This is a genomic window from Klebsiella sp. CN_Kp075, from assembly GCF_040065055.2.
Lineage (GTDB): Bacteria > Pseudomonadota > Gammaproteobacteria > Enterobacterales > Enterobacteriaceae > Klebsiella > Klebsiella aerogenes.
The window spans coordinates 5,025,776-5,039,150 of sequence record NZ_CM198050.1; the positions used below are offsets into that span (position 1 = coordinate 5,025,776).

A 13,375-nucleotide genomic window follows, 5' to 3' on the forward strand; every position below is an offset into this window, starting at 1 on the left:
ATCGTGTCCTTATTCGCTATCACCAGGATCCATTAGCAGGAATCATGCCATTTTTCCACACCGTGAAACCTGTCCTCAGACATATCGCCGGTGATTTAGCGAGTAAAAATGACTCGCAGGCCCCAGCCAGAACGGGTCATTTTTACTCGCCAGGATAATGTTCGCCGCGGGCAGGCCTGTATTCACGCGCTTTTTCAGGCTGGCATGGAAGATGCAATACCGAGGGAAACCACACAGGAGATCACGCTATGAAACGGAAACCGACTTTATCTCTCGTCCTCGTGGCGCTTGCCGCACTGACCTTTGGCAGTCACGCGGCCTGGGCCGGACATCACTGGGGTTATAACAACGGGATGGGCGCGCAGGGTTACAGCCAGCTCACCCAGGAACAGCAAGCGACCGTGCAGAAGCTACATGACAATTACTATGCGCAAACCAGCGCCCTGCGCCAGCAGTTACAGTCCAAACGCTACGAGTACAATGCGCTGCTTACTGCGCCAAAACCAGAAAGCGGAAAAATTGAGGCCGTGGCGAAGGAAATGGAAACATTAAGCCAGCAGCTGGATCAGCAGCGGGTAAAATTTGATATCGCCCTTGCGGAAGCAGGCGTTCCTCGCGGCGCGGGTATGGGTTACGGCGGCTGCCGCGGTAATGGCGGTGGTCATATGGGCATGAACCACTGGTAAAACTCAGAACGATTTTTCGTTCGGCTGCCAGGTACAGAAGTTTTCATTAGCCACCAGCAGCAGTTGCGAGCCTTCCGGTGCTTCCAGCCACGCCACGCTCACCTCTACGGAGGAGTGATTCTGGCGGCGTTCAATATGCGCTAATGCCCGCTCATCAAGGTCAGGCTTCACGGTCTGGCCTTCACAGGTGGTCACGGTACGATCGGCATGCCAGCGCCCCTGGCGTAATACCACTCGTCCTTGACGCAAGGCGTCGCTGGTTTCGCGGATTTGCTGCGCCCGATAGCGGTACAGCGCGACCTGGTCGTTTGAAAGCTGCTGTTTTTCACCATCTACTTCACGCTGCATAAAACTCAGCTCGCCCTGGGCGTCAAAGCGGGCGCGAATATGTTCCGGCGGTTTGCCGTACACGTTGAGCTCAATAAGCGTTAGCTGGCCATCCTGCCAGCGGTACTCGCTGGTTGAGGTGTCGCCGCGGTGCCATGGACTAAAAGCGGCAAGCAGGTGAACTTCATCGCCGGCATCTTTGCGCCAGATGCGCATCGCGCCCTGGTTATCGGCGTAGCCGCTGGCGGTGAAAGGAGGAAGAGAAGAATCGTGACTGCAGGCAGTGAGCAATAGCGCGCCTGCCAGCGTCAGCGTGCGACGCCAGTTAGACAAAAGGGGCTTAAAAGCCCCTTCGTTAAAACTGGACACTGCCACGCGGTCTTACTTGACTGCGTCTTTCAGCGCTTTGCCAGAAACAAATGCTGGCACGTTAGCTGCAGCGATTTTGATTTCTTTACCGGTCTGCGGGTTGCGGCCAGTACGCTCAGCACGGTGGTTCACTTTGAAGGTACCGAAACCAACCAGTTGAACAGCATCACCTTCTTTCAGAGACTCGGTAATTGCAGCCAGGGTGGATTCCAGGGCAGCTTTTGCCTGTGCTTTAGACAGGTCAGCTTTGTCCGCAATTACATCAATCAGTTGAGTCTTGTTCATAAGTTATCCTTACAATGTGTTTATCGCTTGCTAAGCATCGAGTGCGACGGAAATGCCAGAAAAGCACTCTCCTGCATACACGCACCGATAGCCACTTTTTTTCGCCCCCCAAATGTAGACCAGACAGGGGGCGGAATGGAAGTCTTCAGACGCTACAATTCAGGCGGTAAATCACGTTTTGTGGTCTCATTGCTGAAAATTTATACCAATATTGCTTTCGCCGGCCTCTCGCAGGTCTGCGCGCAGCCCTTTAATCAGTTCAATGTCGCGTTCTTCGCAGTCGGCCAACAGGCGGAAAATCTCCCACTGAATGTCCCATTCTTGTTCTACCGCCGGGTTAGCTTTGAGCTCTTCATCGGTCATTTCGCGACCTTCCTGGGTCATTTCCAGCATCGCGACGGTAGTAATGGAAGTCTTACTGACCTCGATAGCATGCTCCAGCGTTTCACCGCTCAGGCGTGAGTGGATTAATTCGCTCAGCGCGACGCAGGCATCGATAGCCGGATAGACGCCGTACATGTCGTAGTCATCCGCGGACGGAATCGCCTCTTCCAGCTTTTCCAGCTGACTATCGAAATTCACCTTCGCATCTTTTACCGTCAGCGTTTCCCAGATCAGGTCAAGGATACGACGATATAACTGGCCGTCGCCAAACTCGGTTTGCTTGCAGAACATGGCGTAGTTGGGGTACATACGCTCGCACAGGCAGGCCATAAAGGTGACGTGCTGCCAGCTCTCCAGTTTCTCCAGGCGCAGATGAATCGGGTTTTGTAACATGATGAATTCTCGAAGTCAGAAATTAGGCGCAGTGTACCTGAATCAGCCGTGATTTGCTTGCCAACGCACAAAGGAAGGCCGACGGGATGCCACGGCATCGGCCCAACGCGTGGGTTCGGGTAGCCGGTAGCCCTGCATGCAGCGTTCCACCCACATTAACGCGCTATCCATACCCACGCGGTGGCCGGTACTGATAAACAGTGGGTTGCAGCGTGCTTTGCTGCGCCAGACCCAGGCCAGCTGATCGCCCTTGTCGATTAATGGCGCCAGCGCGCCGGGCTCGGCGCCGAGCGGTTCAAACTTCCCGCATAAGCGTTTTTTCGCTACGCCAATCGTTGGCACATCAACCATCAGGCCAAAATGGCTGGCGACGCCAAGCCGCCGGGGATGTGAAATACCGTGGCCGTCGACGAACAACAGATCGGGCTTTTGCGATAGCTGTTGCCACGCCGCCAGCAGCGCGGGCGTCTCGCGAAAGGAGAGAAAGCCGGGGATGTACGGCATCGTGGTGGCGACGCGCGCCACCTGATACTCCACCAGCTCAAGCCCCGGATAAGTTAGCAGCACCATCGCAGCGCGGGTAATTTCCCCTTCCTGCTCAAACCCCACATCGGCGCCGCCGATCAGTACCGGCGGATCGCGATCCAATCGGTCCGCACGTTCTACCGACGCGGCTAAAGATTGCTGTTGGGTTCGCAGCGCAGCTAAATCCATCATGCTTATCTCCTATTGGTGATATTGCGCGGAGAGACGATGCACCGCCTCAACAAAGACTCCTGCATGCTGTGGGTCGACGTCCTGATGGATGCCGTGACCAAGGTTAAAGACATGGCCTTCGCCCTGGCCGAAGCCGGCGAGAATGTTCGCCACTTCGTCTTCAATACGGGCGGCAGGTGCATAAAGCATCGACGGGTCCATATTGCCCTGCAGCGCCACTTTGTGGCCTACGCGACGGCGAGCGTCGGCAATATCGGTAGTCCAGTCGAGACCCAGCGCATCGCAGCCGGTCTCCGCCATCGCTTCCAGCCATTGTCCGCCGCCTTTGGTGAACAGCGTCACCGGTACGCGACGACCTTCGTTTTCCCGCAGCAGGCCATCGACGATTTTATGCATGTAGTAGAGCGAGAACTGCTGATAGTCGCGGCCGGTCAACACGCCGCCCCAGGTGTCGAAAATCATCACCGACTGCGCGCCCGCTTTGATCTGCGCGTTCAGATACAGGGTGACGCTTTTCGCCAGCTTGTCCAGCAGCGCGTGCAGCGCCTGCGGTTCGGCGTACATCATCTTTTTGATGACGGTAAAGGCTTTGCTGCTGCCGCCTTCAACCATGTAGGTCGCCAGCGTCCATGGGCTGCCGGAAAAACCAATCAGCGGCACTTCGCCTTTCAGTTCACGGCGAATGGTGCGCACGGCGTTCATCACGTAGCCTAATTCTTGTTCCGGGTCCGGCACCGGCAACTTGTCGACGTCGGCTTTGCATTTCACCGGCGAGGTGAAGCGCGGGCCTTCGCCAGCTTCAAAGTACAGTCCCAGCCCCATCGCGTCCGGAATCGTCAGGATGTCCGAAAAGAGGATCGCCGCATCCAGCGGGTAACGGCGCAGCGGCTGTAGCGTCACTTCGCAGGCCAGCTCGGCATTTTTACACAGCGACATGAAATCGCCCGCTTGCGCGCGGGTGGCTTTGTATTCCGGGAGATAGCGGCCTGCCTGGCGCATCATCCACACCGGGGTGACATCAACCGGCTGGCGCAGCAGCGCACGCAGGTAACGATCGTTTTTCAGTTCGGTCATTTTTACATTCCTTTAGCGTTGATGCGCCCAGTGTAACATGTCACTCGTACTCTGCCCGACACATCGCCACCGTATCTTCGATCAGGCGTCGCGCCACGGTGCCCGGCGGCGGCAGTAGCGGCAAGTCGTCATAGCGATACCACTCTGCGCTCAGCAGCTCTTTTTTATCCACGACAATATCGCCGCTATCATATTCAGCCATAAAGGCGGTCATCAGTGATTGCGGGAAAGGCCACGGCTGGGAGGTCACATAGCGTAGGTTTTTCACCTTAATGCCGCTCTCTTCCATGACTTCGCGTGCGACCGCCTGCTCAAGGGTTTCGCCCACTTCGACAAACCCGGCCAACACGGTATGGACACCATTACGATGACGGGTATGCTGAGCCAGTAGGATCGAATCGTCGCGACGAATGGCGACGATAATGCAGGGGGCAATTTGCGGATAATAGCGCTCGCGGCAGTGGCCGCAGAGCATCGCCCACTCGGTTTTACTGACATGCATCGGGTGGCCGCAGTAGCCGCAGAATTTATGCGATCGATAAAACTCGGCCAACTGGATCCCGCGCCCTGCTAACTGGAAAAGCCCAGGATCCTGATCCAACACCTGGCGCAGCGATCCCATATCATGGCGACGATCCTGACGCACCAGCCACACCGCTTCGCCTTGCCACTCGCCGAGATGTAGCGCGCGTTCACCGACAAGATCAAAATTTACCGCTTCGCCATGTGGTAATTCCCCTGCGGGAAGCCATAATTTTTGTTCGTGACTGACGATCCACCAGCCGCGATCTAATTTTTCAATAATACGATCCATATCTATTGCGCTACCTTCGTTTTACTGGCACTTTTAACATTATATTTACATTTGCTGAGCAACGTTATTTTTAATCTTGCGGAGTCAATCATGTTAAACCAGCTGGAAAACCTGACGGAACGTGTTGGAGGCAATAACAAACTGGTCGATCGCTGGCTGCTTGTGCGTAAGCATTTGCTCGTGGCTTACTACAACCTGGTTGGCCTGAAACCCGGCAAAGAGTCCTTTATGCGGCTTAATGAAAAGGCGCTGGATGACTTTTGCCAAAGCCTGGTGGATTACCTCTCATCCGGTCATTTTAATATTTATGAACGTATTATCGGAGAAATGGAAGGGAGTACCCCTCTTTTAGCCGCCACCAAAATCTACCCGCAGCTGGAAGCCAATACCCAGCAGATGATGGACTACTACGATACCTGCCTCGAAAACGCCATCGATCATGATAACTATCTCGAATTTCAGCAGGCGCTGTCGGATATCGGCGAGTCGCTGGAGGCGCGCTTCGCGCTTGAGGACAAGCTGCTGGCGCTGGTCGTCGCTCACGATCGGAAAGACAGCGTTGGCGACAATATCGCGCCGACCGCTTGAGTTGTGAACCGTTAACGAGTAATTTACATACATTATCCCTCTGCGGAGGGATTTCATCTTGTCGGAGTGCCTATTTTCCACACGAAAGCTGAAGTGGAAAAGGCTGAGACCGTTTATTCGGGATCCGCGGAACCTGATCAGGCTAATACCTGCGAAGGGAACAAGAGTAAACTGCTGGTCGCACCTGCCCGTTACGGGTTGGTCGCATCTGTTACTCCATCCGTCGTCTGACAAGCCATCTCCTTTTTTTGTAACTGGAATGCGCTATGTCTACTACCAAACTGACCCGCCGGGAACAACGCGAACACGCGCAGCGATTCATTGATACGCTGGAAGGTACCGCTTTTCCCAATTCACGCCGTATCTACATTCAAGGCTCACAGGCTGATATCCGCGTCCCGATGCGTGAAATCCAGCTCAGCCCGACGCTCATCGGCGGTGATAACGATAACCCCCAATACGAAGCCAACGAACCAATACCGGTGTACGACACCTCCGGGCCTTACGGCGACCCGGAGATCAACATCGATGTCCGCCAGGGTCTGACAAAACTACGCCAGCGGTGGATCGACGCACGTAACGACTGCGCGCCGCTCAGCGAACGCAGCTCGGCATACACTAAAGCGCGGCTGGCCGACGATGGCCTCGATGAACTGCGCTTCGGCGGCCTGCTGACGCCTAAACGCGCCGTCGCCGGCAAATGCGTAACGCAACTACACTACGCCCGCCAGGGGATCGTCACCCCGGAGATGGAATTCATCGCCATTCGCGAAAACATGGGCCGCGAGCGTATCCGCAGCGAGGTGCTGCGCCAGCAGCATGCCGGAGAAGGCTTTGGCGCCCGCCTGCCGGACAACATTACCGCCGAGTTCGTCCGCGATGAAGTCGCTGCCGGGCGAGCCATCATCCCGGCCAATATCAATCACCCGGAATCCGAACCGATGATTATCGGCCGCAACTTCCTGGTGAAAGTGAATGCCAATATCGGCAACTCGGCGGTGACCTCTTCCATCGAGGAAGAGGTCGAGAAGCTGGTCTGGTCAACCCGCTGGGGCGCCGACACGGTAATGGACCTCTCCACCGGCCGCTATATCCACGAGACCCGCGAATGGATCCTGCGCAACAGCCCGGTGCCGATTGGTACCGTCCCGATTTACCAGGCGCTGGAGAAAGTTAACGGCATTGCCGAGAACCTGACCTGGGAAGCCTTCCGCGATACCCTGCTGGAACAGGCCGAACAGGGCGTCGACTACTTCACGATTCATGCCGGGGTGCTGCTGCGCTATGTGCCGATGACCGCGAAGCGGTTGACCGGTATCGTCTCGCGCGGCGGTTCTATCATGGCCAAGTGGTGCCTGTCGCATCATCAGGAAAACTTCCTCTACCAGCACTTCCGCGAAATCTGTGAAATCTGCGCCGCCTATGACGTGTCGCTGTCCCTCGGCGATGGTCTGCGCCCCGGCTCGATTCAGGATGCCAACGACGAGGCGCAGTTCGCCGAGCTGCATACGCTGGGCGAGCTGACTAAAATCGCCTGGGAGTATGACGTTCAGGTGATGATTGAAGGCCCCGGCCACGTGCCGATGCAGATGATTCGCCGCAATATGACCGAAGAACTGGAGCACTGCCACGAAGCGCCGTTCTACACGCTGGGGCCGCTCACCACCGACATCGCACCGGGCTATGACCATTTCACTTCCGGTATCGGCGCGGCAATGATTGGCTGGTTTGGCTGCGCCATGCTGTGCTACGTCACGCCAAAAGAACATCTCGGCTTGCCCAACAAAGAGGATGTGAAACAGGGACTCATTACCTACAAAATCGCCGCCCACGCCGCCGACCTCGCTAAAGGCCACCCCGGGGCGCAGATCCGCGACAACGCGATGTCCAAAGCGCGTTTCGAATTCCGCTGGGAAGACCAGTTCAACCTCGCGCTCGATCCCTTTACCGCGCGGGCCTATCACGATGAAACCCTGCCGCAGGAGTCCGGCAAAGTCGCCCACTTCTGCTCCATGTGCGGGCCAAAATTCTGTTCGATGAAAATCACCCAGGAGGTCCGCGACTACGCCGCGAAGCAAAGTATCGAGGCCGGCATGGCCGATATGTCAAATAACTTCCGCGCCCGCGGCGGTGAAATCTACCTGAAAAAGGAAAATGCCTGATGTACCAGCCTGACTTTCCGCCCGTACCGTTTCGTCTCGGGCTTTATCCGGTTGTCGATAGCGTGGCGTGGATTGAGCGCCTGCTGGAAGCCGGCGTGCGCACCATTCAGTTACGGATCAAGGACCAGCGCGACAGCGACGTAGAGGATGATGTCATCGCCGCCATCGCACTTGGCCGCCGCTATCACGCACGGCTGTTTATCAATGATTACTGGCAACTGGCGATTAAGCACCGGGCGTACGGCGTACATCTGGGTCAAGAGGACCTGGAAACCACCGATCTGAGCGCCATCCGTAAAGCCAGACTGCGCCTTGGCGTCTCCACTCACGACGACATGGAAATTGACCTCGCGCTGGCGGCGCGCCCTTCCTACATCGCGCTGGGCCACGTCTTCCCGACACAAACCAAACAGATGCCTTCGGCGCCGCAGGGCCTCGAACAGCTTGCCGGGCATATTCATCGTCTGGCCGATTATCCGACGGTAGCGATAGGCGGCATCAGTCTGGAAAAAGCGCCGGGCGTACTGGCGACCGGCGTCGGCAGCATCGCGGTCGTCAGCGCCATTACCCAGGCAACAGACTGGCGGGCTGCCACAGCACAACTGTTAGCACTGGCGGGAGCAGGCGATGAATGATCACGACTTCATGCGCTATAGCCGCCAGCTATTGCTGGAAGATATCGCCATCGAGGGACAGCAGAAACTGTTAGCCAGCCGGGCGCTGATTATCGGCCTGGGCGGCTTAGGTTCGCCGGCGGCGCTATATCTGGCGGGGGCCGGCGTCGGGACGCTGACCCTGGCCGATGACGACGCGGTACATCTCAGCAACCTGCAGCGGCAAATTCTGTTCACCAGCGACGATATCGACCAGCCAAAAGCCGCGGCGGCAAAGACGCGGCTCAACCAACTCAATCCGCAAATCCGCCTCGTGGCGCTACAGCAGCGATTAAGCGGCGAGGCGCTGCGCGCCGAAGTGGCAAAAGCCGACGTGGTGCTGGACTGTACCGATAACATGATTGCCCGCCAGGCGATTAACGCCGCCTGCGTCGCCCTTGAGACGCCGCTGGTAACCGCCAGCGCCGTCGGCTTCGGCGGCCAGTTGATGGTGCTGACGCCGCCCTGGGCGCAGGGCTGCTACCGCTGCCTGTGGCCGGACACCGCCGAACCACAGCGTAACTGTCGTACCGCGGGGATCGTCGGCCCGGTCGTCGGCATGATGGGGACGCTGCAGGCGCTGGAAGCCATTAAGCTCCTTAGCGGCATGGTGACGCCGCGCAACACGCTACGGCTGTTTGACGCCCGCACCAGCAACTGGCGCAACCTTGCGCTGCAAAAGGCCCGGGGCTGTCCGGTTTGCGGAGGACATGATGCAAGTCTGGTTTAACGACGAACCGCTGGAGTGCGCAGACAACCTCAGCGTAAGCGCCCTGCTCAGCCAACTGGAACAGCTCCAGCCGGGCGTTGCGCTGGCGCTCAATCAACACATCCTGCCGCGCGAACGGTGGGAAGATCATCTCTTGCAGGAAGGCGATCGGGTCCTGCTTTTTCAGGTTATCGCCGGAGGCTGACATGTTACGTATTGCTGATAAGACATTTGAATCCCACCTTTTTACCGGAACCGGCAAATTCGCCGCCCCGGAGGTAATGGTCGAGGCGATTCGCGCCTCGGGAAGTCAGCTGGTGACGCTAGCGATGAAGCGCGTCGATTTACGCCAGCATAATGACGCGATTCTCGCGCCGCTGCTGGCGGCGGGCGTTAACCTGCTGCCGAATACCTCAGGCGCCAAGACGGCGGAAGAAGCGGTTTTTGCCGCCCGCCTGGCGCGGGAAGCCTTAGGTACCCACTGGCTGAAACTGGAGATCCACCCGGACGCCCGCTGGCTGCTGCCTGACCCCATTGAAACCCTGAAGGCGGCGGAGCTACTGGTGCGCGAAGGGTTTGTCGTCTTGCCCTATTGCGGCGCCGACCCGGTCCTGTGCAAACGGCTGGAAGAGGCTGGCTGCGCGGCGGTGATGCCGCTGGGCGCGCCGATAGGCTCCAATCAGGGGCTGGAAACCAGGGCCATGCTGGAGATTATTATCGAACAGGCGACGGTACCGGTGGTGGTTGATGCCGGAATTGGCGTGCCGAGCCACGCGGCGCAGGCGCTGGAAATGGGCGCTGATGCGGTACTGGTCAACACCGCCATTGCCGTCGCCGACGATCCTGTCGCCATGGCTCGCGCCTTCCGCATGGCGGTCGATGCCGGATTACTGGCGCGTCAGGCCGGACCGGGGGCGCGCAGTACTCAGGCGCAGGCCACCAGCCCGCTGACCGGCTTTCTGGAGGCATTGGCATGAAAACTTTCAGCGATCGCTGGCGGCAGCTGGAGTGGGATGACATCCGCCTGCGTATCAACAGCAAAACCGCCGCCGACGTCGAACGGGCGCTGGCGGCAAAACAACTCACCCGCGATGACATGATGGCCCTGCTCTCACCTGCCGCGGCCGATTATCTTGAACCGCTGGCCCAGCGCGCGCAGCGCCTCACCCGGCAGCGCTTCGGCAACACCGTCAGCTTTTACGTACCTTTGTATTTGTCCAACCTGTGCGCCAACGACTGTACCTACTGCGGCTTCTCAATGAGTAACCGCATCAAGCGCAAGACGCTGGATGAAGCGGAGATTGCCCGCGAATGCGCCGCAATCCGCAATTTAGGCTTTGAACATCTCCTGCTGGTCACCGGCGAACATCAGAGTAAGGTCGGAATGGATTATTTCCGCCAGCACCTGCCAGCCATTCGCCGCCAGTTTGCCTCGCTGCACATGGAGGTACAGCCGCTGGCGACCGAAGAATATGCCGAACTGAAAACCCTGGGGCTCGATGGGGTGATGGTCTATCAGGAGACCTACCATGAAAGTATGTATGCCCAGCACCATCTGAAGGGTAAAAAGCAGGATTTCTTCTGGCGCCTTGATACACCGGATCGTTTAGGCGAAGCGGGGATCGATAAGATCGGCCTCGGCGCGCTCATTGGCCTTTCCGACAGCTGGCGAGTGGACTGCTTTATGGTCGCCGAGCATCTGTTATGGCTACAGCAGCGCTACTGGCGCAGCCGCTACTCTATCTCCTTTCCGCGTTTACGCCCTTGCGCCGGCGGTATTACGCCAGCTTCGCTGATGGACGAGCGTCAGCTGGTGCAGACCATTTGCGCCTTCCGCCTGCTGGCGCCGGAGGTTGAGCTGTCGCTCTCGACCCGTGAATCACCGTGGTTCCGCGACCGGGTGATCCCGCTGGCGATTAACAACGTCAGCGCGTTCTCCAAAACCCAACCCGGCGGCTACGCCGACGATCATCCGGAACTTGAGCAATTTGCTCCCCACGACGATCGCCGCCCTGAAGAGGTTGCCAGCGCGCTGGCCGCCCGTGGCCTACAGCCGGTATGGAAAGACTGGGATAGCTGGCTGGGACGCGCCTCGCAATCATCATGAAGTATGATGCAAGCCGCTGATTATTTTGCGTGCCTGCACGAGAGATGGAAAACGGAGGCTCGCCCAACTGCCGCCATTTTTCTATTCTGCCAGGGTCAGCAGCGGACGCTGACCAGGGCGAGTTTTTCTTTCCTCTCTTCGCCCTGCCTCTACCGTCCGCACTGCCGCAAACATATTACTATCGAATATTAATCACGATGCTGAGCGCACTCAGCGTTATAATTTAGCGATAGTTACCTGATTCGCTAAGCAGGCATGCTGGCTTAACCTGCGTCTAAACCCACGGTTTATACCCTAAATAATTCGAGTTGCAGAACAAAACGGCTAGCCGTTTTGAACAGCGCTTGCGCTGGCCCCGTAAAGGCGAGGCCCAAGGATGGGCCGAGTTATTGCCAACGCACATGCAACTTGAAGTATGACGGGTATATTGATTCTGGACGATTAACAACTTATGGCACGCCACAACAGAAAGCTTTCTTTTACTACGCCGATCGTAGTGGGCTTTGCGGGGATTTTGCTCAGCTTTTTACTGATCGCAATCTTTGTTACCGCGACGCAGAAGAAAAATTTTCTCGAAGATTATCATCATATTAACCGCAACTTTACCCATAATCTTGCGGTGAACTACACCGAATCTCTGCTGCGCGAGAATGACTACATTCTGGCGCGCGCGACGAAATACTTCGCCCGCGACGATGCGCTCAATATCGCCGTAAATGTCAATCCGCAAAAGGGTCTGGACGATCTGATGCGTTTGCAGGAGCTGATGCCGACGGTCTCCTCCATTTCGCTTGCCGATACTCTCGGCCATTATCTGCGCGCTCCCGAGGTGATGGAAGGCGATGAGAGCCGCTCGTTTGATCCTAAAACGCGTCCCTGGTTTATTCGCCAGGCGGAAGCCAGTACCTTCAGTCTCTATACCACTCCTTACCTTGACTACTTCACTCACCATCCTACCGTCACCGTCTACCGGCCTGTCATTTCGCCGCAGGGGCGGCTCAAAGGTAGCCTGGCGTTTCATATGGATCTAACGTCGATGGGCTACGCGTTACGGCAGATTGTCTCACCGGTGCAGGGCGAGTTTTTTGTCGTGCAACGCGACGGCAAAGTGGTGATCCATCCCGATACCGGCGCGCTATTTAAAACCTACATTAGCGCGGAACTCATGGACAAAATGACCAGTGCGGAAGGCCAGCTTTATGATGAGGAGCATAAGGCCTGGTACTACTACTATTCCTTTACCAATCCTGACTGGTTCGTTATTTTCCGCGTTACCGATGCCACCCTTGACGACCTGACGCGCTATGAAACCGATATTGTCGCCTGGGGCTTCGCTCTTGCCGCTATCGTCATTGTTCTGTTCGGGCTTTATCTGCGTCACGCTTCGCGTACCGTACTGATGAACATCATTAACGCCATCAAGACCGGCGACGTCAAACGCGCGCCGCGGCTGGAAGCCATGCTCAGCAAAGCGATCGAGAGCAATAAACAGCGTGAGCTCACCTATGTCCGCCAGGCCACCATCGATGCCCTGACCGGCTGCAAAAACCGCCGCGCCTTCGACAGCGATATCGCCGCGCTGATGAACGATCACCAGCCTTTCGCCCTCGCGTTGGTCGATATCGACAACTTCAAATCGATTAATGATACCTGGGGCCATCTCAATGGCGACATCGTGCTGCGCAACGTCGCGCGTGAAGGGTTACAGATCCTGCAGCCTCAGGAGATCTCGCTTTACCGCTACGGCGGCGAAGAGTTTGCCGTAATCTTCCCTGCCGAACATATCGACAACGCGCTCACCATTCTGGAGAGCTGGCGCCTTAACGTTGCCAGCCGAACCTGGCGCGAAGAAGGATTAACCGTCACCTTTAGCGCCGGCCTCGGAGAGTGGAATATGGAGCCGCTGGAAAAACTGGTCGTTAGCGTGGATGAAGCGTTGTATAAGGCCAAACAGCAGGGCAAGAACCGAATCGTTCGCGCCTGAGCGTAACCCTCTGATAGCCCGCTTTTGCGGGCTTTTTTATCTCTGCCGCTGCAAAATTGAAACCGGTTTCATTTTTTGTGATGTTTTACACACAATCATGGTGAAGCGGTTGTGCCACGCCGC

15 protein-coding genes and 1 riboswitch are annotated in these 13,375 nt (G+C 57.1%); of the genes, 9 read left to right on the forward strand and 6 right to left on the reverse strand.

Annotated elements, in window-relative coordinates; translation table 11 throughout:
• Positions 1 to 248 precede the first annotated feature (248 nt).
• Entirely contained in the window at positions 249 to 686 is a 438-nt protein-coding gene (gene zraP, locus ABLV78_RS23870) for a zinc resistance sensor/chaperone ZraP (RefSeq protein ID WP_032715417.1), read from the forward strand.
• A gap of 3 nt (positions 687 to 689) precedes the next feature.
• On the opposite strand, the gene ABLV78_RS23875 is transcribed toward zraP, so the two are convergent.
• The 6 genes from ABLV78_RS23875 to nudC form a co-directional block, all read right to left on the reverse strand.
• Positions 690 to 1,382, reverse strand: a complete 693-nt coding sequence (locus ABLV78_RS23875) for a DUF1481 domain-containing protein (RefSeq protein ID WP_045397364.1) — start codon at positions 1,380 to 1,382, stop codon at positions 690 to 692.
• A 12-nt stretch (positions 1,383 to 1,394) separates the two neighbouring features.
• On the reverse strand, positions 1,395 to 1,667 hold the full coding sequence (hupA, locus tag ABLV78_RS23880) for a nucleoid-associated protein HU-alpha (RefSeq protein WP_002884342.1): 273 nt from the start codon (positions 1,665 to 1,667) through the stop codon (positions 1,395 to 1,397).
• A gap of 186 nt (positions 1,668 to 1,853) precedes the next feature.
• On the reverse strand, positions 1,854 to 2,444 hold the full coding sequence (locus tag ABLV78_RS23885) for a YjaG family protein (RefSeq protein ID WP_045397326.1): 591 nt from the start codon (positions 2,442 to 2,444) through the stop codon (positions 1,854 to 1,856).
• Positions 2,445 to 2,486: 42 nt separating this feature from the next.
• Entirely contained in the window at positions 2,487 to 3,158 is a 672-nt protein-coding gene (gene nfi, locus ABLV78_RS23890) for a deoxyribonuclease V (protein WP_045413593.1), read from the reverse strand.
• A gap of 12 nt (positions 3,159 to 3,170) precedes the next feature.
• Entirely contained in the window at positions 3,171 to 4,235 is a 1,065-nt protein-coding gene (gene hemE / locus ABLV78_RS23895; RefSeq protein ID WP_015704014.1) for a uroporphyrinogen decarboxylase, read from the reverse strand.
• 40 nt (positions 4,236 to 4,275) lie between these two features.
• Positions 4,276 to 5,049 (reverse strand): NAD(+) diphosphatase, encoded by a 774-nt coding sequence (nudC, locus tag ABLV78_RS23900; protein WP_045397329.1) that lies wholly within the window; start codon positions 5,047 to 5,049, stop codon positions 4,276 to 4,278.
• 90 nt (positions 5,050 to 5,139) lie between these two features.
• Between nudC and ABLV78_RS23905 the strand changes: the two genes are divergently transcribed.
• The 8 genes from ABLV78_RS23905 (at position 5,140) to ABLV78_RS23940 (ending at position 13,252) form a co-directional block, all read left to right on the forward strand.
• Positions 5,140 to 5,637, forward strand: coding sequence for an Rsd/AlgQ family anti-sigma factor (locus ABLV78_RS23905; protein ID WP_045397331.1), 498 nt, complete (start codon positions 5,140 to 5,142; stop codon positions 5,635 to 5,637).
• A gap of 52 nt (positions 5,638 to 5,689) precedes the next feature.
• Positions 5,690 to 5,814, forward strand: a riboswitch (TPP riboswitch).
• Between the two features lie 89 nt (positions 5,815 to 5,903).
• Positions 5,904 to 7,799, forward strand: a complete 1,896-nt coding sequence (thiC, locus tag ABLV78_RS23910; RefSeq protein ID WP_045397333.1) for a phosphomethylpyrimidine synthase ThiC — start codon at positions 5,904 to 5,906, stop codon at positions 7,797 to 7,799.
• The gene (gene thiE, locus ABLV78_RS23915) at positions 7,799 to 8,434 is read left to right on the forward strand and encodes a thiamine phosphate synthase (protein WP_047047100.1); all 636 of its coding nucleotides are present in this window, start codon (positions 7,799 to 7,801) and stop codon (positions 8,432 to 8,434) included. Before thiC ends, thiE begins: the two co-directional genes overlap by 1 nt.
• Positions 8,427 to 9,182 (forward strand): HesA/MoeB/ThiF family protein, encoded by a 756-nt coding sequence (locus tag ABLV78_RS23920; RefSeq protein ID WP_047047096.1) that lies wholly within the window; start codon positions 8,427 to 8,429, stop codon positions 9,180 to 9,182. Before thiE ends, ABLV78_RS23920 begins: the two co-directional genes overlap by 8 nt.
• Positions 9,163 to 9,366, forward strand: coding sequence for a sulfur carrier protein ThiS (gene thiS, locus ABLV78_RS23925; RefSeq protein ID WP_502221284.1), 204 nt, complete (start codon positions 9,163 to 9,165; stop codon positions 9,364 to 9,366). The genes ABLV78_RS23920 and thiS overlap by 20 nt, the downstream gene beginning before the upstream one ends.
• A 1-nt stretch (position 9,367) precedes the next feature.
• The gene (gene thiG, locus ABLV78_RS23930; protein WP_020079903.1) at positions 9,368 to 10,138 is read left to right on the forward strand and encodes a thiazole synthase; all 771 of its coding nucleotides are present in this window, start codon (positions 9,368 to 9,370) and stop codon (positions 10,136 to 10,138) included.
• Positions 10,135 to 11,268: a 2-iminoacetate synthase ThiH gene (thiH, locus tag ABLV78_RS23935; protein WP_047067099.1), complete on the forward strand. Its 1,134-nt coding sequence runs from the start codon at positions 10,135 to 10,137 to the stop codon at positions 11,266 to 11,268. The genes thiG and thiH overlap by 4 nt, the downstream gene beginning before the upstream one ends.
• Before the next feature lie 451 nt (positions 11,269 to 11,719).
• Complete coding sequence (locus tag ABLV78_RS23940; protein WP_047047091.1) at positions 11,720 to 13,252, forward strand: sensor domain-containing diguanylate cyclase; 1,533 nt, start codon at positions 11,720 to 11,722, stop codon at positions 13,250 to 13,252.
• Positions 13,253 to 13,375 lie beyond the last annotated feature (123 nt).

Coding starts and splice junctions, on each gene's coding strand:
- hupA (WP_002884342.1), bottom strand. CDS start 1,667: ATGAACAAGACTCAACTGATTGATGTAATTGCGGACAAAGCTGACCTG.
- hemE (WP_015704014.1), bottom strand. CDS start 4,235: ATGACCGAACTGAAAAACGATCGTTACCTGCGTGCGCTGCTGCGCCAG.
- thiE (WP_047047100.1), top strand. CDS start 7,799: ATGTACCAGCCTGACTTTCCGCCCGTACCGTTTCGTCTCGGGCTTTAT.
- ABLV78_RS23885 (WP_045397326.1), bottom strand. CDS start 2,444: ATGTTACAAAACCCGATTCATCTGCGCCTGGAGAAACTGGAGAGCTGG.
- thiC (WP_045397333.1), top strand. CDS start 5,904: ATGTCTACTACCAAACTGACCCGCCGGGAACAACGCGAACACGCGCAG.
- thiS (WP_502221284.1), top strand. CDS start 9,163: ATGATGCAAGTCTGGTTTAACGACGAACCGCTGGAGTGCGCAGACAAC.
- ABLV78_RS23920 (WP_047047096.1), top strand. CDS start 8,427: ATGAATGATCACGACTTCATGCGCTATAGCCGCCAGCTATTGCTGGAA.
- nfi (WP_045413593.1), bottom strand. CDS start 3,158: ATGGATTTAGCTGCGCTGCGAACCCAACAGCAATCTTTAGCCGCGTCG.
- thiH (WP_047067099.1), top strand. CDS start 10,135: ATGAAAACTTTCAGCGATCGCTGGCGGCAGCTGGAGTGGGATGACATC.
- nudC (WP_045397329.1), bottom strand. CDS start 5,049: ATGGATCGTATTATTGAAAAATTAGATCGCGGCTGGTGGATCGTCAGT.
- ABLV78_RS23905 (WP_045397331.1), top strand. CDS start 5,140: ATGTTAAACCAGCTGGAAAACCTGACGGAACGTGTTGGAGGCAATAAC.
- zraP (WP_032715417.1), top strand. CDS start 249: ATGAAACGGAAACCGACTTTATCTCTCGTCCTCGTGGCGCTTGCCGCA.
- ABLV78_RS23940 (WP_047047091.1), top strand. CDS start 11,720: ATGGCACGCCACAACAGAAAGCTTTCTTTTACTACGCCGATCGTAGTG.
- thiG (WP_020079903.1), top strand. CDS start 9,368: ATGTTACGTATTGCTGATAAGACATTTGAATCCCACCTTTTTACCGGA.